The 18,045-nt window shown below is 42.3% G+C and carries 18 protein-coding genes and 1 riboswitch; of the genes, 13 read left to right on the top strand and 5 right to left on the bottom strand.

Annotated features, from left to right (window positions below):
- The 3 genes from thiE to thiM are packed head-to-tail and all read right to left on the bottom strand — an operon-like array spanning nt 1 to nt 2,260.
- Nucleotides 1–651 carry a thiamine phosphate synthase gene (thiE, locus tag FC83_RS16730; protein WP_057003055.1) on the bottom strand — a complete coding sequence of 217 codons (651 nt, stop codon included), beginning with the start codon at nt 649–651 and terminating at the stop codon, nt 1–3.
- Entirely contained in the window at nt 641–1,465 is an 825-nt protein-coding gene (thiD, locus tag FC83_RS16725) for a bifunctional hydroxymethylpyrimidine kinase/phosphomethylpyrimidine kinase (RefSeq protein ID WP_035450569.1), read from the bottom strand. The genes thiE and thiD overlap by 11 nt, the downstream gene beginning before the upstream one ends.
- Nucleotides 1,466–1,477: 12 nt before the next feature.
- Nucleotides 1,478–2,260, bottom strand: a complete 783-nt coding sequence (gene thiM / locus FC83_RS16720) for a hydroxyethylthiazole kinase (protein ID WP_035450570.1) — start codon at nt 2,258–2,260, stop codon at nt 1,478–1,480.
- An 81-nt stretch (nt 2,261–2,341) separates the two neighbouring features.
- A riboswitch (TPP riboswitch) is annotated at nt 2,342–2,448 on the bottom strand.
- Between the two features lie 297 nt (nt 2,449–2,745).
- Between thiM and FC83_RS16715 the strand changes: the two genes are divergently transcribed.
- The 13 genes from FC83_RS16715 (at nt 2,746) to FC83_RS16655 (ending at nt 16,542) form a co-directional block, all read left to right on the top strand.
- Nucleotides 2,746–4,023: a Zn-dependent hydrolase gene (locus FC83_RS16715; RefSeq protein ID WP_035450571.1), complete on the top strand. Its 1,278-nt coding sequence runs from the start codon at nt 2,746–2,748 to the stop codon at nt 4,021–4,023.
- A complete protein-coding gene (locus FC83_RS16710) occupies nt 4,024–5,370 on the top strand; it encodes an amidohydrolase family protein (protein ID WP_057003054.1) in 1,347 nt (448 codons plus the stop codon).
- 12 nt (nt 5,371–5,382) lie between these two features.
- Nucleotides 5,383–6,627, top strand: a complete 1,245-nt coding sequence (locus tag FC83_RS16705) for an aconitase X catalytic domain-containing protein (RefSeq protein WP_057003053.1) — start codon at nt 5,383–5,385, stop codon at nt 6,625–6,627.
- Nucleotides 6,584–7,006, top strand: a complete 423-nt coding sequence (locus tag FC83_RS16700; protein WP_035450572.1) for an aconitase X swivel domain-containing protein — start codon at nt 6,584–6,586, stop codon at nt 7,004–7,006. Before FC83_RS16705 ends, FC83_RS16700 begins: the two co-directional genes overlap by 44 nt.
- Nucleotides 7,007–7,016: 10 nt before the next feature.
- Nucleotides 7,017–7,988 (top strand): C-terminal binding protein, encoded by a 972-nt coding sequence (locus tag FC83_RS16695; RefSeq protein WP_035450573.1) that lies wholly within the window; start codon nt 7,017–7,019, stop codon nt 7,986–7,988.
- 29 nt (nt 7,989–8,017) lie between these two features.
- Nucleotides 8,018–9,034 carry an ABC transporter substrate-binding protein gene (locus FC83_RS16690; RefSeq protein WP_057003052.1) on the top strand — a complete coding sequence of 339 codons (1,017 nt, stop codon included), beginning with the start codon at nt 8,018–8,020 and terminating at the stop codon, nt 9,032–9,034.
- Nucleotides 9,035–9,064: 30 nt separating this feature from the next.
- A complete protein-coding gene (locus tag FC83_RS16685) occupies nt 9,065–11,083 on the top strand; it encodes a urocanate hydratase (protein WP_057003051.1) in 2,019 nt (672 codons plus the stop codon).
- A 5-nt stretch (nt 11,084–11,088) separates the two neighbouring features.
- Entirely contained in the window at nt 11,089–12,399 is a 1,311-nt protein-coding gene (gene hutI, locus FC83_RS16680; protein WP_052004428.1) for an imidazolonepropionase, read from the top strand.
- On the top strand, nt 12,347–13,234 hold the full coding sequence (locus tag FC83_RS16675; RefSeq protein WP_052004403.1) for an ABC transporter permease: 888 nt from the start codon (nt 12,347–12,349) through the stop codon (nt 13,232–13,234). Before hutI ends, FC83_RS16675 begins: the two co-directional genes overlap by 53 nt.
- A 10-nt stretch (nt 13,235–13,244) precedes the next feature.
- A complete protein-coding gene (locus FC83_RS16670) occupies nt 13,245–14,015 on the top strand; it encodes an ABC transporter ATP-binding protein (RefSeq protein ID WP_035450574.1) in 771 nt (256 codons plus the stop codon).
- Nucleotides 14,016–14,104: 89 nt separating this feature from the next.
- The gene (locus FC83_RS16665) at nt 14,105–14,716 is read left to right on the top strand and encodes a HutD/Ves family protein (RefSeq protein ID WP_052004404.1); all 612 of its coding nucleotides are present in this window, start codon (nt 14,105–14,107) and stop codon (nt 14,714–14,716) included.
- Complete coding sequence (locus FC83_RS16660) at nt 14,685–15,554, top strand: MurR/RpiR family transcriptional regulator (protein WP_035450575.1); 870 nt, start codon at nt 14,685–14,687, stop codon at nt 15,552–15,554. The genes FC83_RS16665 and FC83_RS16660 overlap by 32 nt, the downstream gene beginning before the upstream one ends.
- Before the next feature lie 67 nt (nt 15,555–15,621).
- Nucleotides 15,622–16,542 carry an aldo/keto reductase gene (locus tag FC83_RS16655; protein WP_035450576.1) on the top strand — a complete coding sequence of 307 codons (921 nt, stop codon included), beginning with the start codon at nt 15,622–15,624 and terminating at the stop codon, nt 16,540–16,542.
- A 64-nt stretch (nt 16,543–16,606) separates the two neighbouring features.
- Here FC83_RS16655 and yedF read toward each other — a convergent pair whose 3' ends face one another.
- Both yedF and yedE read right to left on the bottom strand, forming a co-directional pair.
- Nucleotides 16,607–16,849 carry a sulfurtransferase-like selenium metabolism protein YedF gene (gene yedF, locus FC83_RS16650; RefSeq protein ID WP_035450577.1) on the bottom strand — a complete coding sequence of 81 codons (243 nt, stop codon included), beginning with the start codon at nt 16,847–16,849 and terminating at the stop codon, nt 16,607–16,609.
- A complete protein-coding gene (gene yedE / locus FC83_RS16645) occupies nt 16,839–18,035 on the bottom strand; it encodes a selenium metabolism membrane protein YedE/FdhT (protein WP_057003050.1) in 1,197 nt (398 codons plus the stop codon). The genes yedF and yedE overlap by 11 nt, the downstream gene beginning before the upstream one ends.
- Nucleotides 18,036–18,045: the final 10 nt, after the last annotated feature.

Here is an 18,045-nt window from a genome sequence, read left to right as displayed (position 1 = left end):
TTAAACGCCCCCATCTAAGGCTTTTAAGCGGGCGACGGTATCTGGTAGATTCTCACTTAAAGTGAAGATAGTGATGCCAGAAATACCCGCTGCCCCAGCAGCAATCACATCGGGGGCATTGGCCACGGTGATGCCACCAATGGCTACAATGGGCCGGGTACTTAATTGAGCGTAGTCGTGAAGCTTTGCCAAGCCAATGGCCGCCCCGGCATCGGCTTTAGAAGTGGTGGGGTAAACTGCCCCCACTCCCAAATAATCAATACCTGTTAAACTATTAGCGTGTTCAATCTGGGCTGGCGTATTGCAGGAATAGCCCACCATCAACTTACCAGCAGTTTTGGCTAAAACGGCAGAAATCCCTTCGTCTTTTTGGCCCACATGGATCCCATCAGCTCCCACAGTCAAAGCTAAGTCGATATTGTCATCGATAAACAAAGGCACGTCGTACTGGCGGGTGAGTTGACGACAAGCTCGGGCTAAGGCCACCAATTTTTGCGGATCAGCGATAGCATCAGGCCCTTTTTCCCGGAGTTGAAAGGTGGTGATTCCGGCCTTTAAAGCCGTCTCTAAAAAGGGCAGGACTTGATGATCGGCTAAATCTTGGGAGCCGGCGATGCAGTAGGCTTGCAGCATATTTTTGTTAAAATTCATGACGTCTCGCCTCCAATGCCCAGTGATTTAAAGGCCCGTGGCCATGGCCCACGATGATGCCATCGGCAATCGCCGCTTCCACAAAGTCTTTGCCCGTGCGGATAGCATCGGCAATGTTAGCGCCCTTGGCCAGTTCAGCAGTGATACAAGCTGATAGGGTATCGCCGGTGCCGTGGGTGCGGATAGTGTCCACCCGTTTAGAGGTCAACCAGAAAGATTCACCGTTTTCTAACAACACAAAGTCATTACTTTCTTGATCTGCGCTTAAGTGGCCACCTTTGATGATGACATTTTTAACGCCTAAGCCTTGCAGGGCGATACCGGCTTGTTTCATGGCCGCTTCATCGTCGATGGTCAGCCCGGTCAATTTTTCAGCTTCCGGTAAATTAGGGGTGGCTAACGTCGCCAAGGGTAACAGTTCATCCCGGACCACCGCCACGGCGTCCTCACTTAACAGTGGGGCACCGCCTTTGGCCACCATCACGGGATCCACTGTTAGTGGTCCAAAATCATATTTTTTTAAATTCCGAACAACAGCCCGAACGCGGGTCACATCAGCTAACATCCCGGTTTTACAGGCCTTGATTGCTAAATCAGCGGCTAAAGATTTAAATTGGGCATCGATGATAGTTTCTGGTAGGGGCAGGGCATCTTGGACGCCAATGGTATTTTGCGCCGTGATGGCCACCAGGACTGTGGCCCCAAAGACGTGGCGTTCTTGAATGGTCTTCAAGTCCGCCTGCATCCCCGCACCGCCACCGCTATCGGAACCAGCGATGGATAAGGCTTGCGGATACTGTTTTAAATCAGACATTAGTTATCACTCCTATTTCAAAATTTCGAGAATATCTTCTTTGTCAACGATGGTCAATTTGTCCAATAATCGGGCGGCAAAGGTACCACCCTCGTGGGAATGTAGCGGTTGGGCGGCAATTTCACCGGTACAAGCTAGTACAGCACAGCCCACCTGGGCAGCTTCGTAGTAATTGTCAGTAATGCCCACAAAAGCCCCGATGATGCTGGATAATAAGTCCCCAGAACCCACGGTCAAGGGGAGCAGTGGGGTTTGGTTGCCCACTTTGAAAAGCTGCTGGCCATCCGTGATGTAATCGGTAATACCACTTAAGGCCACCACATTGTGATAACGGGTGGCACAAGCCTTGGCAATAGCGGCCGGATCCGCATCCCCGGTCCCAGCGTCAATACCTTTAGTGGCCCAATCCACCTGGGCTAAAGCCGCAATTTCACCCACATTGCCCCGGATAACGGCAATCGGGAAATCTTGCAGTAATTTTTGGGCGATATCTAAACGATAGGCCGTTGCCCCCACGGCAACGGGATCTAACACGATGGGCTTGTGATATTTCACGGCACTGGTGCAAAGCTGCCAAACTAAGTCCGTTTCATAATGGTTGATGGTCCCCAAGTTGATGACAACTGTATTGGTGATTTTAACCAAGTCATCGGCTTCATCGACTTCGGACGTCATAATGGGCGAGGCCCCCAAGGCGTTCAAACCGTTAGCCACAAAGTTGGGGGTGACATAATTGGCGTAGTTGACCACCAGTGGGACTTGGGCACGGAGCTGATTCAATAAATCTAATTGCATTTTTTGACACTCCTTTTTTGCACACCGTAGAAGTGATTTCAACAAAAAAAGCTGGGACGAAATGAAAGCTTTCGTCCCAGCTAAACTGATTGGACACTTTCCTTCGCGAGTCTAAACTCACAGGTTCAAAGGGATCGTGCTGTCAAAGCCCGTCTCAGTTCCTCTTAAGAACACCCCTAGTGTACATATATTTAATTAATTTCATCTTATCATGTGTCCTAAGTCGCCACAAGTGGCAGCTTTTGTTTTTTCGCGTAGGATGCCGTTCGCTTGGGGAAACAGCCGCACTTCATATGTTAACATATATTACATAAAAATAATGTTTTTTACCCGATATTGAAAAAATACTTGACTATTGTTTATTCGAGTAATATTATCTTACACATAAAGACGAAGCAATTTGCTTCTTATTTTTTTATTCTTTGTTGATGGTTCCATTCATTTATTATTTTTAAAAATATTTTCATTCAGGGGTAGTGATGGATATGAATAACTTAGAGGTTGGACCGGCGCATCAATTTAGAATCGATTCAGGTCGATTACAGCACAATTTAATGGCCTTAAGTCAGTTTGGAAAGTCACAATCAGGTGGTATTAATCGTTCTTTAGGTAGTCAAGCAGATTTGGCGTCGCGACAGTGGATTACACACTATTGGCAACAAATGGGACTGCAGGTTGAAGCTGATCCAATTGCTAATATATGGGGACTTGATCCAAACAATACCTCAACGCTCAAACCGATTGTGATTGGCTCTCATAACGATTCAGTACCCGAAGGCGGCATGTTTGATGGTGCGCTAGGTGTCTTGATGGCAACTGAAGTGATGCAAACGATTTTGGAAGCTAAGGTTGATCTCAAACATCCCCTGAAGGTCATATCGCTAACGGGAGAAGAACCCAATCCTTATCAAATTTCTACGCTGGGCAGTAAAGTTTTAACAGGAATAGTGACCAAAAATGACCTTATGAAATTACATCACCTGGAAACAGGGGAACCATTGTCAAAAGCCATCAATAGATTGGGTGGTAATTTCGATAAAATTGATCAAATCAACTATTTTAACAATAGTCTGGCAGCTTTTATAGAATGTCATATTGAACAAGGGGCTCGCCTGGATATCAAGAAAGAGCCAGCTGCTGCTGTCGATCGTATTACAGGTATCTATAGAGAATTAGTCACAATCAAAGGGGAAGCCAATCATGCGGGCACAACGATGATGAGTTGCCGCAAGGATGCGTTAATTGCTACGAGCGAGATTGATCTAGCATTAAAAGGAATACTCTCCAAGTATACAGATGATTCTGTAGTTGGAACACTTGGCTTCCTTGAGGTTAAGCCGAATGCCGCAAACATTATTCCGGGAGAAACTATTTTTAATTTAGACATTCGTTCAGGAGATTTTGATCAAGTTCAAGATGTTGTAAAACAGCTAGATGCTGTGTTCAAGACTTTGGAGTCTCAAGGATTTCAAATCTCAAGAGAGGTTATTTTAAATCAAAAGCCAAAGAACATGGATGCTGAAATTATTGCGGTAATAAAATCAACCCTAAAGGCTGAATCTGGTACGAATGCAGTGTTAACCAGCATGGCTGGTCATGATGCCGCTAACATGGGCCGCATTGGTAGAACTGGGATGATTTTTGTAAGAAGCATTGGCGGGAAAAGCCACTGTTCTGATGAATTCTCCAGGATTGAAGATATCGAAGTAGCTTGTAATGTCTATTTACAGACGATTTTAGAATTGGATAAGGAGTTGAATTGAATGGGAAACATACTCGTTCCTAAATTTGCTTATATGCATGAGAAATTTGTTGAGGAGCCTGCGCTTTATGTGAATAAAGGTAACATTGAAAGCGTTGGATCTGAATCAGAACTCGTAAGTCAGTATCCTAATGCGAAGGTAGTCCACTATCCGGATCGTGTTTTTGTACCTGGTACGGTTAATGCCCATAATCACTCGTTTCAAAGCTTATTACGCGGGATTGCGATTGATAAACCGTTTTTGCAATGGCGAGATGAATCCTTGTACCGTTTTTCACCACAAATGCGCCGGGAAGATATTTATAATGGGGCATTGTTTGCTTTCGCAGAGATGATGCTAGCAGGTGTTACGACGGTTTGTGATTTCTTCTATCTACATAATTTCGGGTTAGATTCCGATGAAATTGTGATCCAAGCTGCAAAAGATATTGGCATAAGACTTGTTTTAGCGAGAACTATGTATGATTGGGCCGGTGCTCCCAAAGGCTATTTGGAAACTGTGAATCAAGCAGTTGATAACACCTTGGTATTAGCAGATAAGTATAAAGATGATTCGATGGTTACAATTATTCCGGCACCACACAGTTTACATGCAGCTAGTCCAGAGATGATTGTGGCTGGCCATGAATTGGCGGTAAAAATGCACACCAAATTTCATATGCACGTTGCCGAAGAACCTTTTGAAGTTAAAGATACTATGGCAAAACATCATGGCAAAAGAACCATCGAGTATTTAAATGATCTAGGTGTTGTTGATGAGCGTTTAGCAATTGTCCATGGTGTCTGGCTGAGCAAATCTGAAATTCAGTTAATGGGTGAGAAGGGGGCAAGTTTAAATTATTGTCCGTCATCGAATATGTTTCTTGCCGATGGGGTTACGGATATTCCTAAAATGGCTAACAATAACATTAATATTGCCTTAGGTAGTGATGGCGCCTGCGGCAATAATCGAATCAGCGTTTTTGAAGAGATGCGGATGACGGCACTCTTACAAAAAGTTGTCACGCAGGATGCCCTTTGTGTGAAATGTAAGCAGGTTTTTGATATGGGAACCATTAACGGGGCCAAGCAATTGGATCTAAATTCCGGGGCAATTGAGGTGGGTAAAGCAGCGGATATGGTTGGTATTGATTTAGATGATTTATCGATGCAACCAATGAATTCAGACCTAGAGCAGATGTTGCCCAATATTGTTTATGCGATGCAGCCAACTGCAATTAAAGAAGTTTTTGTTAATGGCCGGCAAACAGTTAGGGCAGGCCAGTTAGTAAATGTTAAACAAGTTGATTTATTAAACCGAATCAAAAAAACAATGCGGCATTTTGATTCAGTTAAGCAGCTAAGTTAGGAGCGAATACACATGAAACTGACAGAAGAAGAGCAAGCAATGCTAGCTGGTAAGTATGGACAAGGCACACAGACAGCTATGAAGATCCAAGTGGCCATTGGTGAGGCATTTGATGCCCCTTATATGGTACCAATCACCCGCGCCCATGTGGCATTAAGCAATCAAGAGGCAGATCTATGGTTCGTCGAAAAACTAGTTTCTCAAGGCGCTCATTGTCGAATTCGGCCGACCGTTAATCCTAGTTTCAATTGGAAACAAATGAAGAAAATTACGAGCATCGATGCCAAGGATGAAGCCATTGTAAAACGAACTGACGCAGCTTACAAAAAAATCGGTGCCATCATGACCTATGACTGTACGCCGTATCTACAGTTGAATGTACCACGCGTTAATGAAGTGTTAGCTTATTCGGAATCTTCCGCAACGCCATTTGTTAATTCGGTATACGGGGCACGGAGTAATCGAGAATCAGCTCAGAGTGCCTTGTGTGCGGCTATTACAGGGGTGACACCTTATTACGGTTTTTTAAAAGAAGAGAATCGGCAGGGAGAAATCTTAGTGAATGTTCAAGCTGAGATGAAAACGGATTTTGATTACCAATTGCTAGGGTATGTGACGCCTAAAAAAATTGGCTATAAAATTCCAGTGTTTAATAATTTGGTCAATCCAAGTAATGCGGCATTAATGAATTTAGGCGCCCAATTAAATACTGGCGGCAACGTGCCAATGTACCATATCGTAGGGGTAACACCAGAAGCTGAAACGATTACGGCAGCTTTTCAGGGCCACGAGGTTAAAGAAACCGTAACGATCACGCAAGCAGACTTAGACGAAATGCGCAGTGATTTAACGGCGCCATATGGCAAGATAGAATTTGCGTTATTCGGCTGTCCCCACTTAACCCTTGATCAAATTAAGATTGTGGCAGATCTAGTTGAAAATCAACACTTGAAAGTTCCATTATTCATTATGTCCTCGGCACCAACACAGCAACTTTGTCAGGATATGGGCTATCTACAAACAATTGAAGCAGCTGGTGGAGAAATCATCTCGAATACTTGTATGGATCAGCCTTGCTGGAAATTTCTGTATGGAAAAAAAGGTGTTACGGATTCACCTAAGTGTGCTTATTATACAAAACGGCGCAATATGGAATTTGTGATTACAGAGTTAGAAAACGCGGTTAAAGCAGCTTTGAAGGGAGAAATTTACGATGAAAATCATGAAAAAAGCGTTTCAATGTCACAAAATATCTGAGGGCGAAGCAAGTGGTGAAATTATGATTTCTAAAGATCCAATCTGCTTTTACTTGGTGGATCCAAAAAGTGGTGTTGTAATTGAACGAAACCACTGCCTTTTTGGAAAAAGTATTGCCGGTAAAGTACTTGTCTTTCCAAATGGGAAGGGCAGTTCAGTTGTTCAAGCAGATGGGATGTATCAATTAAAAATGAAGGGTATGGCACCCAAAGCAATGATTGTAGATTACCCAGATACAACTTTAGTAGCTAGCGCAATCATCATGGAAATGCCACTGGTTGATAAAACTGATAGTTCATTTAAAACTGGTATTCAAAATGGCAATATCGTCCATGTTGATGCCACCCATGGGACCATAACCGTGAATTCAGAAAGCTAGGTGAGTAGTGATGACAAGACCGCTGATATGGATTATTGATGAAGAATGGGCAAACTATGACATTGAAGAGAAAATAATCCTGAGTTATTTTCCTGACGCCATGATCAAATATTCGACCTACGACTATGCGCAAGATTTGAAAAGTTTTGGTCGTCAAGCTGACCTAATCTTAGCGCAAGTCTATGCGGAGATACCTGGAGAGGTTATTGAGCAACTTAAGTTTTGTAGGGGTATTGCGTTATTCGGCGGAGGTTATGACCGCATTGATATTGCAGCCGCTAAACGTTGTGATATTCCTGTGACAATTGTCAAGGGTTATTGTGTTGATGATATTGCTGATTATGTATTAACATCCATGCTGTATTTTAATAAGCCCTTGATTTCATATTATTCAAAAATTAAAGAACATCCCTGGGGGCTACCCGCGGTAACAACGATGCAAAAACGAATTCAAGATCAGACGCTATTGATTGTTGGATTCGGCAGGATTGGTCGACGCGTTGCAGCCAAGGCATGTACTTTGGGCATGCGGGTTCTTTGCAGTGACCCTCAATTAACTAAAGCTAATACAGCCGGGACAATGATTGAAAGTGTGGACTTAGAAACAGGATTGCAACAAGCAGATTATGTGAGTATACACTGCAATCTGATGCCCTCAACAACGCATTTAATTGACATGTCAAAATTAGCGCTGATGCGGCCTAGTAGTGTTTTAATTAATACTTCTAGGGGATTGGTCGTCGACGAGCGAGCCTTGATTGAAGCTGTCAAATGCCATGAGATTCGAGGCGCAGTCCTAGATGTTGTTACCAACGAGCCACCCCAATTTGAGGATCCAATTTACCATACTGAAAATATTATTGTAACACCACATATTTCTTATGTTTCAGAAGAATCAATCGGTGAGTTGAAACGTCGTGCAACTGAAAATGCTTTGTCTATGTACAAGGGCATAGTACCAGAAGATGTTATTAATATGTGAACAACAATGGAATTGATGGAGGAATGGCCATGAAGTGTGATAAAAAGAATCAGCTTATAAATAAATCCTTTTGGGGAGTAATCTTAGGGATTTTAGTAACATTACTATTGGTGCCAAGTCAGTCAGTTCAGGCAGCTACGCCTACGGTTAAAATTGCTCATTCCTCATGGATTGGCTTTTATCCTTTGGATCTTGCAGAGAAGAAAGGCTTTTTCAAAGATTATGGCGTCAATGTAGAAATCAGTGACATTGAAAGCAAGGCCGATAGTAAGAGCGCATTAGCTTCTGGGAAGATCCAAGGCATTGCCACCTCTCTGGATACGAACATATTAAGTTCAGCCAGTGGTGTCAATATCCAGAACATCTTAGCATTAGATACATCTGATGGCGCAGATGGTTTGATTGGTAAGAAAGATATTAAGAGCTTCAAAGATCTAAAGGGTAAAAGTGTTGCTTTGGACACAACCGGTGGGGCTAGCTATTTTTGGTTTAATTACATGTTGCAAAAGAATCATATGAAATTAAAGGATATGACGGTTCAATCTATGGACTCAGGCAATGCCGGCAGTGCCTTCGTGTCTGGAAAAGTTGACGCTGCTATGACTTGGCAACCTTGGCTAGACAAGGCAGAGAAAACCAAGAATGGACATGTGGTTATGTCTAGTAAGGCTTCTCCTGGGATAATCGTTGACACACTGGGGTTAAGCTCAAACTATATTAAGAAACATCCTAAAGAAGTGAAAGGAATCATTAAAGGTTGGTATAAGGCACTTGCCTATATTAAATCTAATCCAAGTGATGCTTATAAGATTATGAGCAAGGTTGCAGGTAATACCCCCGCCGAGTTAAAGGTTCAAATGACGCAACAGATTAAATTATATGACAAAAATGGCAATAAAAAGTTCTTCGGAACTGCAGCAAAGCAAGGGCAGATCTACAAAACAGCTGAGTTGGCGTCAAATTTATGGTATTCAACCAAAATATCAGATAAAAAGGCAGATATAAATACAGCAATCAATCCGGAATTTGTTAATTCAATCAAATAATTTAATTTTTCATTTAAGGAGTGCGATTTCATGGATACAAGCACAATTAGATTTGTATTAGATGAACCTTTACCAGAATACCCCAAGTTTGAAGCGGGTATTCGTCGGGCCCCTTCCAGAGGGTTCAGGTTGACCGAGAAACAAACGGAGGTTGCTCTAAAAAATGCACTGCGGTATATTCCTGGAAAATATCATGAGCAGTTGATTCCAGAATTTCTTGATGAGCTTTATACCCGGGGGCGAATCTATGGTTATCGCTTTCGGCCGGCTGGGCGTATCTATGGCCATGCTTTAACAGATTATGCTGGCAATTGTACGGATGGCAAAGCTTTTCAAGTGATGATAGATAACAATCTAGATTTTGAAGTTGCGTTATATCCCTATGAATTAGTGACTTATGGCGAAACTGGTAGTGTATGTCAAAACTGGATGCAATATAGATTGATCAAAAAATATTTAGAAGCACTGACTGATTCACAGACATTGGTATTGGAATCCGGTCATCCGTTAGGTTTATTCCCTTCAAATCCTGGTGCACCACGGGTAATCATTACGAATGGTTTAATGGTTGGTGAATTTGATAACCAGGCGGACTGGGAGATAGCAGAAGAAATGGGGGTCGCAAATTATGGTCAAATGACAGCTGGAGGCTGGATGTATATTGGACCACAGGGGATTGTCCATGGTACCTACAATACATTATTGAATGCAGGCCGGTTAAAGTTAGGCGTGCCAATAGATGGTGATCTATCAGGTAAATTATTCATTAGTTCAGGGCTTGGGGGAATGAGCGGTGCCCAACCCAAAGCAGCCCAAATTGCTGGTGCCGTATCTGTTATTGCTGAAGTGGATCCTTCTAGAATTCAGACTCGGCTAGATCAAGGTTGGGTAGACATTGCTTTGGCTGATCCTGATAAGATTTTTCAAAGAGTCAAAACTGCCATAACCAATGGCGATAATTTATCAATTGCTTATATTGGTAATATTGTGGATTTACTAGAATATGTTGTCGAGCATCATATTCACGTTGATTTATTATCCGATCAAACATCTTGCCACGCTGCTTACGAAGGCGGATATTGTCCCCAAGGATTAACATTTGAACAACGAACGGAACTATTAAAAACAGATCGGCAGACTTTTCATCAGATGGTGGATCAAACGTTGAAAAAACATTTCCAATTGATTCAACAACTGCATGCGGCACATACTTATTTCTTTGATTATGGGAATTCTTTTTTAAAGGCAGTTTATGATGCTGGGGTCAAAGTAGTTTCTAAAAATGGGATTGATGACAAGGATGGTTTTATTTTTCCATCTTACGTTCAAGATATCATGGGGCCACAGCTCTTTGATTATGGTTATGGCCCATTTCGTTGGGTTTGCTTATCTGGAAAAGCTTCCGATTTACATCAAACCGATTTAGCTGCTATGGCTTGCATTGATCCCAAACGACGCTATCAAGACCGTGATAATTATAATTGGATTCGGGATGCCGAAAAACATAATTTAGTTGTCGGAACTCAAGCACGGATACTATATCAAGATGCTCAGGGTAGAATTGATATTGCACTGGCCTTTAACAAATTAGTGCGGGAACAGGTTATTGGTCCAGTGATGATTGGTCGAGATCATCATGATGTTAGTGGGACGGATTCACCTTTTCGCGAAACTTCTAATATTACGGATGGTAGTAATGTGATGGCCGATATGGCTGTTCAGTGTTTTGCTGGTAATGCTGCACGGGGTATGAGCTTAGTGACATTGCATAATGGTGGTGGTGTTGGCATTGGTAAAGCAATCAACGGTGGCTTTGGCTTGGTTCTTGATGGTAGTCAACGAGTTGATGCGATCATTCAAAGCAGCATTCTTTGGGATGTTATGGGTGGCGTTGCCCGGCGCAATTGGGCGCGTAATAAGAATGCCGTATTAGTAACGCAAGATTTTAACAATAAATATGCAGGTAAGGCCCATATCACAGAACCCTTCGTCGCAAACGAACAAGTTATTGGTGAAGCAGTTAGAGCAAGCTATCCCAAGGAGGTGTGATGGGTATGAATAGAGTACTCATTGAAAATGCAGCACAAATTGCTACGCCAATTGGAACTTGTGCAAAACGCGGCAAGCAAATGAATGGGCTACGACTGATAGAGACTGGCAGTATTTATATTGAAGATGGGGTCATTCAACAAATTGGGCCAAGCGCGTCTGTTCAACAGTATTTACACGAAAGCGAAAATCAATCTGAAATTTATGTCATAGACGCTTCCGGTCAGACCCTAATACCAGGATTAATTGATTCGCATACTCACTTAATGTTTGCAGGAGAGCGTTTAGATGAATTTTGTCAGCGACTATCAGGGGCCACTTATATGGCAATAATGGCTGCGGGTGGTGGCATACAAAATACAGTACGTGCAACTAGATTAGCCGATCCTGGCCTACTGTTAAATGAAAGCAAGCGAAGATTATCAGAAATGCTACGTTTTGGAGTAACAACGGCCGAAATTAAAAGTGGCTATGGCTTAGATGAACGAACAGAGCTTGAAGAACTAACGTTAATACAACAATTAAATCAAGATTTAGATATGGATGTTGTAGCGACGTTTCTTGGAGCACATGCCATTCCCCTTGAATTTAGTGGTGATGGGGATGGCTATATTAATTGGATTATCAATACTATGCTACCAAAAATTGCCGCTACACATCTGGCTGAATATGTAGATGTCTTTTGTGATCAAGGTGTTTTCACGTTAAAGCAAGCTGAGCGGTTGTTATCTGCTGCGATAGATTATGGATTTAAGATAAAAATTCATGCTGACGAAATAGCAAACCTTGGCGGTGCCACACTTGCAGCTAAGCTAAATGCCACATCGGCCGATCATTTGTTGCGAATAACATCAGCCGAGATTCGAGATTTAGCAAATCGCAGTCGCACAATAGCAACGTTATTGCCATGTACTGCTTTTTGTTTGCAGGAAGAGTTTGCGCCGGCTCGGCAAATGATTGATTCGGGTTGTGCAGTCTCATTAGCCTCTGATTATAATCCAGGCAGTGCGTATACCTGTTCAGTGCCCCTAATGATTGCTTTAGCCAGTGTGACAATGAAAATGACACCAGCTGAGATTCTAACAGCATTGACAATAAATGCCGCTGCAGCCATAGATCGGGCGGATTCTATTGGATCGTTAGAAGTTGGCAAGCTTGCAGATATTGTATTTTTAAATGTTCCTGATTATCGGTACATGGTCTATCATACCGGCATGAATGATGTTGTGCGAGTTATGAAGCGTGGAAAGGTGGTTGATACGAATGGAGAACCAGAAAATAAAAATTGGTACCATCGAAGCATCTCAGTTAAGTGAAGAAAAAGCAGCCCCTCAAGTGAAAACAGTTTCCATTTTGAAAAAAGTACAACGTCAGTTTGTTCCTCAAAAAAGTATTTCCAAAAGAAGTGCATTTTTGATGGGTGTTCTGGCATTCGTATTTTTGATATTAGCTTGGTCAGTAGTTACATACACCGGTATTGTTGATCCCTTGTTTGCACCATCCCCTAGCGCAACTCTTCAAGAAGCGGTGCGGATGATGACTTCCGGATTTTGGACAGATATTGGTGTGACTGTCATGCGAGTTATGCTTGGTTTTGCAGTTGCTTTGCTTGTTGCTTTGCCTATAGGTATCTTTGTTGGTGCCTATGCGCCGGTTGCAGCATTTTTTGAGCCAGTATTCTCATTTGTGCGCTACATGCCAGCATCTGCTTTTATTCCACTCTTTATTTTTTGGATCGGAATTGGTGAAAAAGAAAAAATAGCTATCATTATTTTAGGTAGCTTGCCGCAACTTATCTTGATGATTGCTAATAATATTCGAAATGTTGAATCTTCATTAATTGAGGTTTCTTATACTTTAGGCACAACACCAATTAATGTACTTTGGAAAGTTATTCTGCCAAAAAGCATTCCAGATATTATGAATACCATTCGAATTGTTCTAGGATGGGCCTGGACATATGTGATTGTTGCCGAAATGGTGGGGGCGTCTTCTGGGATTGGTTATACGATTTTACAAGCACAGCGAACTATGAAAGTGGATAGTATCTTTGTTGGTATTTTAATCCTAGGACTAATCGGTTTGATTTGTGACAGTGTCTTGATTATGCTAAACAAACGACTATTTCCTTGGAGCACAAATGAGCGGTAGGTGATATATTATGGAAAGTATCAAAGTTCAAGGCGTTTCTAAGCGATTCACAACAAAAAAGGGATCAGTTCAGGCACTTAACAGTATCGATTTAGCGATTGAGGATAAAGAATTTGTCACCATTTTAGGAACATCCGGTTGCGGAAAATCGACTTTATTAAGAATTATTGGTGGTCTGGAAACAGCTTCAGAAGGCCATGTTATGTGTCATGGCAGTCAAGTTACTGGACCTGGGCCTGATCGGGGGATGGTTTTTCAACAGTATAGTCTATTTCCTTGGATGACCATTCAGAAAAATGTAGAGTTTGGTTTAAAAGAAAAAGGTGTGAATAAAACCAAACGTATTGAAATAGCTAAACAATATATTGATCTGGTTGGTCTTAAGGGATTTGAAGATTTGTATCCGAAGAACCTATCGGGTGGCATGCAGCAGCGCACTGCCTTAGCCAGAGGTTTAGCAAATAATCCAGACGTATTATTGTTAGATGAACCCTTTGGCGCTTTAGACATGCAAACACGTGAAGTGATGCAAGAGCTTTTATTGAAAGTTTGGCAAACTTCTCCAAAAACGATTGTAATGGTTACCCATGACATTGAAGAAGCAATTTTGCTGGCTAATCGCGTAGTGGTCATGTCCGCCAGACCTGGTAAAATAAAGGATATAATTGATGTGGATCTTGGTAAACAAAGGGACTATAATACCCGGCTAACTGAGAAGTTCTTAGAATATAAACGTCAAGCCAGTAATTTGATTCGGACCGAAAGTATGAAAGTTATGTAGAGAACAGATGAGTGGTTGGGCCAGAGGATTCACTTGGACTCAACCACTTTGTTTTGCACATTACAAGATTTATGAAGGGATGAGCGTACATGAATGTTGAGCATTTAAGTTCAGATTCATATGAGGTTAGCGAATGGACTGGCGGTAAAACCACAGAGCTTTTTTTATTTCCTGAACTTACTTCATATTCAAAGCGGAACTTTGAAATTAGGATTTCATCTGCAACTATTGAGCTGGCAGAATCTACCTTTTCTGATTTGACGGGCTATCGACGAACTTTGATACCCTTGACAGACCCGATTACCTTAATTTTTGATAACGCTGTTAAAAGAGTGAACCCATTTCAACAAGTCCAGTTTGCCGGTTCTGAGGCAGTTCGAGCACATGGTTGTACGACGGACTTCAATGTGATGACTTCTCCGCGCTGGCAGCAACACTTGACTGTTATTGAAACAAATTCAAAAATAAGTTTCCGTACAACAATGGTGGTGTTTTATCTTGTATATGGTAACTTAGAGTTAAAGATTCAAAATTCAAAGGGTGCTGTTCAAATGATTGCAGGTGATTTTGTGGCCATTTCAGATGCACAGGAGCCAACGACGGTTGAAGTACTTGGGCAGCATGTATTCAAACTATTAAAAGTTGAGCTTAATCAGAAGGGTGATTTAGATGTTAAATCAAGCAGGCAAGGACATCCCTAATATTGAGGTATTAGTCAATAGGCTTTCAAAGGTTGCGACGGAATCAGGAACATATGAGAAAATTGCCAGATATATTGAGAAAAACTACAATGAAATTGTTTTTTTAACAGCGATAGAATTAAGTAAAGTCGTGGGCGTCAGTCAGGGCAGTATCTCTAGATTTTGCATTCAGATGGGATATAAAGGCTATAACGATTTTTTGCGGTATCTCCAAAAAGTTGTTAGTACGGAGATGACTATGCCGCGCCGCTTGAAAGTTTTGGATCGCGATAATAAAGACAGCAATTCAAATATACTTGGACAAGAAATTGATAATATCCAAGAGTTACAAGAGGTTATTCAACAAGATGCTTATCAATCATTGGTTAATGTGATTACTAATAGCGATAAGCTTGTTTTAATTTCAGACAGGATGTCAGAAACGTTAATGCCGTATATGTATTATATTCTAGATAAATTACGACCCAATATTTACCAAGTTCGTCCAGGAACAGCTTCATGGGACAATCTTGAATTAAATTCAACAAAAGGTGTCACAATTTTGACGATTTTATTACCCCGCTACTCAAAAATAATGGTGAATAAATTAAAAAGTTTACATGAAGCTGGCTACGCCATTAGCGGAATAACGGACAGTCGATTATCGCCTTTAATGCAATTAGCCGATAACCCGGTTATCACACCGATTACGACGTCCTCAGTTTTTGATGTATACAGTACACCAATATTATTGATTAACTTGTTGGTAAGAGATGCTGCGAAAAAATTACCTAATATTAAAGACAGATTGAAACAAATCGAAAATCAAAATATAAAAAACGACGTATTTTATTCTTGATTTGGTGTCTAAAATGGCATAATTTTGTGTTAGAATTACTTACAATAAGTCAGAAGGAGCTGATAATGTGACAGAAACAGTTAAGATTGGTAAGACCGATATTTCCACCATCAAATTAGGGTTAGGGACCAATAAAGTAGGGGGCCACAACCTATTTCCTGGGCTGTTGGATACAGATGGGGCCGCGGTTGTCAAAGCGGCGCTAGATCAAGGAATCACTTTGCTGGATACCGCGTTTATGTATGGCTTAGGTCGTTCTGAAGAAATCATTGGCGAAGTTTTGCAAAAATATCCCCGCCATGAAGTTTTGATCGCCACCAAAGCAGCGCAAGATCCCAACCATGACTTAAAGGCCAATAATGATCCTCAGTTTTTGACCCAGGCCATTGATGCCGCTTTAAAACGGTTAAAGACTGATTATATTGATATTTTTTATATTCATTTTCCCGATGACCACACCCCGAAAGACGAAGCCGTGGATGCTTTGGCCAGGGCTAAAAAAGCCGGCAAAATCCGAGCCGTGGGGGTTTCTAACTTCTCCTTTGATCAAGTCCAAGAAGCTAATCGCGACGGGGCCTTGGATATTGTGGAAGATAATTATAGCCTGGTTCACCGCCAAGCAGAACAGGCGTTAATGCCTTACTTAAAAGCCAATCAGATTTCGTTTGTGCCTTATTTCCCACTGGCTTCTGGTTTGTTGACCGGGAAGTATACCGCCGGTGACGGGGATAAGTTTAACCAATTTACCCCGGCCCAATACCAGGAAATTTTAACGGCATTAGGCCAAGTTAAAACGTTGGCGGATGGCCAAGCAGCTACCGTGGCCCAAGTGATATTAGCCTGGTATATGGCAAACCCTGACATTAGCGTGGTGATTCCTGGGGCCCGGAAACCGGAACAAGTCAAAAGTAATGTGGGTGCCTTGGATGTGCGTTTGAGTGATGCCGATTATCAACAGATTGATCAATTATTTAAGGACTTTAAATAACCTAAAAGGGCGCTTTGAAATGAATCAGCTCATTTCAAAGCGCCTTATTTTAGCTTCAGGGTAATTATTTATGCACGCGAATCACATAGCGAAAAGTGGGACCATCTTGTTGTACCAACAAAACATCGTGACCCCGCTTTTTGGCGTCTACCGGGATGCTATTGATGGACTGGGGACAATCACTGAGAACTTCAATGACTTCTTCGTCAGCCATATCATCATATGCATCAATGGTGGACATGGCTGGGAAGGGACAAGGTTCGCCCTTTAAATCTAACAAGTAATCAATATTATAATCAGTTTTCATGGGCTAGGACCTCCTTAGTAGGCTCAGAATTTTTCTTGAAGAAATGCCGTTCATACCACATCACCAGCAACAATGATAGCAACAAAGCCCCATATGTAAAGGCTAAACCACCATAATTACCTAAAGAAGTTAACAAGTTGACTTTTGGAAAGGGCATGACGATTTTTGGTGCCAGGGCATCCCAGCTGATGACCAGTAACATGGAGCCAATGATATTGCCCACGCCCACTAACATGTAGTGAACTTGGCCTTCCATGGCCCGGTACATCCAACCAGTTTCACAGCCCCCAGCAATCACGATACCAATGCCAAAGACAAAGCCGCCAATCACCACATTGGGCCCGGCCCACATAATTTTAGCTGGGATACCCGAACGGATGAAGAAGTAGGTGATGATGGTACTGACTAACATCCCCACGATAATGGCTTTGGTCATATTCGTCCGGCCGGCAGTCCACAGGTCTCGAAAAGCAGAGGTGAAGCATACTTGGCCTTTTTCCAATAAGAACCCAAAGGCTAAGCCAAAGATCAGTACCCAAGGCAGCAGAGCCGCTTTGTTGGCTTCCACAAAGAACAAGCCCACGATAGCTACGCCGGCCAGAATCAACAAGACCCGATTACGGCTGGTGTGATCCCCCTGGTGTAAATCTGCTAAGGTGTGGCTGTTTTTCTTCTGTAACTTGACCCGGGGTCTGAAGAAGGGCATTTTAATAATTTTAGTTCCAAAATAAGTGCCAATGACTGTGAAAATAGTAAAGATCCAGGCATGTAACGAAAATTGGGGAATTCCGGTGAAGAAGGCGGCCAAATTACAGCCCATGGCCAACCTAGCCCCAAAGCCGGCTAAAATACCGCCGCCAATAGCTTGGCCGATACGGATTTTAGACGTGGGCCAACGTAATTTTACGTTATTGGAAATCAAAGCAGCCACAAAAGCCCCTAAGAACATGCCGATGATCATAATGCCATCCACGCGGTCTAAAACGGTACCTTGGTAATGGATCAGTTTTAAATAAGAATAATGGGAAGTATCAATGCCCACCAAGTTCATCAAACTGGCGCCCCAGCGGGTGAATTCCCCGGTCACGGCCCAAAATGTTTGGGTCAAGCCGAAGTAAAAGGCAGATAATGCCCCTAAGATAGGAATCGCCAGCATGGGATTCCAAGCTTTTTTTAAACTAGCCATGGCCCCCACA

It is taken from the genome of Agrilactobacillus composti DSM 18527 = JCM 14202, from assembly GCF_001436375.1.
Classification (GTDB): Bacteria; Bacillota; Bacilli; order Lactobacillales; family Lactobacillaceae; genus Agrilactobacillus; species Agrilactobacillus composti.
Note: the sequence above shows the minus strand (reverse complement) of the source record. Positions and strands in the feature narration are given on the sequence as shown.

What these genes read in the sequence shown, in the direction of transcription:
- hutI (WP_052004428.1), top strand. Translation starts at nt 11,089, where the DNA reads ATGAATAGAGTACTCATTGAAAATGCAGCACAAATTGCTACGCCAATT.
- FC83_RS16665 (WP_052004404.1), top strand. Translation starts at nt 14,105, where the DNA reads ATGAATGTTGAGCATTTAAGTTCAGATTCATATGAGGTTAGCGAATGG.
- thiM (WP_035450570.1), bottom strand. Translation starts at nt 2,260, where the DNA reads ATGCAATTAGATTTATTGAATCAGCTCCGTGCCCAAGTCCCACTGGTG.
- FC83_RS16670 (WP_035450574.1), top strand. Translation starts at nt 13,245, where the DNA reads ATGGAAAGTATCAAAGTTCAAGGCGTTTCTAAGCGATTCACAACAAAA.
- FC83_RS16675 (WP_052004403.1), top strand. Translation starts at nt 12,347, where the DNA reads ATGGAGAACCAGAAAATAAAAATTGGTACCATCGAAGCATCTCAGTTA.
- thiD (WP_035450569.1), bottom strand. Translation starts at nt 1,465, where the DNA reads ATGTCTGATTTAAAACAGTATCCGCAAGCCTTATCCATCGCTGGTTCC.
- FC83_RS16715 (WP_035450571.1), top strand. Translation starts at nt 2,746, where the DNA reads ATGAATAACTTAGAGGTTGGACCGGCGCATCAATTTAGAATCGATTCA.
- FC83_RS16660 (WP_035450575.1), top strand. Translation starts at nt 14,685, where the DNA reads ATGTTAAATCAAGCAGGCAAGGACATCCCTAATATTGAGGTATTAGTC.
- yedE (WP_057003050.1), bottom strand. Translation starts at nt 18,035, where the DNA reads ATGGCTAGTTTAAAAAAAGCTTGGAATCCCATGCTGGCGATTCCTATC.
- yedF (WP_035450577.1), bottom strand. Translation starts at nt 16,849, where the DNA reads ATGAAAACTGATTATAATATTGATTACTTGTTAGATTTAAAGGGCGAA.
- FC83_RS16705 (WP_057003053.1), top strand. Translation starts at nt 5,383, where the DNA reads ATGAAACTGACAGAAGAAGAGCAAGCAATGCTAGCTGGTAAGTATGGA.
- FC83_RS16695 (WP_035450573.1), top strand. Translation starts at nt 7,017, where the DNA reads ATGACAAGACCGCTGATATGGATTATTGATGAAGAATGGGCAAACTAT.
- FC83_RS16700 (WP_035450572.1), top strand. Translation starts at nt 6,584, where the DNA reads ATGAAAATCATGAAAAAAGCGTTTCAATGTCACAAAATATCTGAGGGC.
- FC83_RS16690 (WP_057003052.1), top strand. Translation starts at nt 8,018, where the DNA reads ATGAAGTGTGATAAAAAGAATCAGCTTATAAATAAATCCTTTTGGGGA.
- FC83_RS16710 (WP_057003054.1), top strand. Translation starts at nt 4,024, where the DNA reads ATGGGAAACATACTCGTTCCTAAATTTGCTTATATGCATGAGAAATTT.
- FC83_RS16685 (WP_057003051.1), top strand. Translation starts at nt 9,065, where the DNA reads ATGGATACAAGCACAATTAGATTTGTATTAGATGAACCTTTACCAGAA.
- thiE (WP_057003055.1), bottom strand. Translation starts at nt 651, where the DNA reads ATGAATTTTAACAAAAATATGCTGCAAGCCTACTGCATCGCCGGCTCC.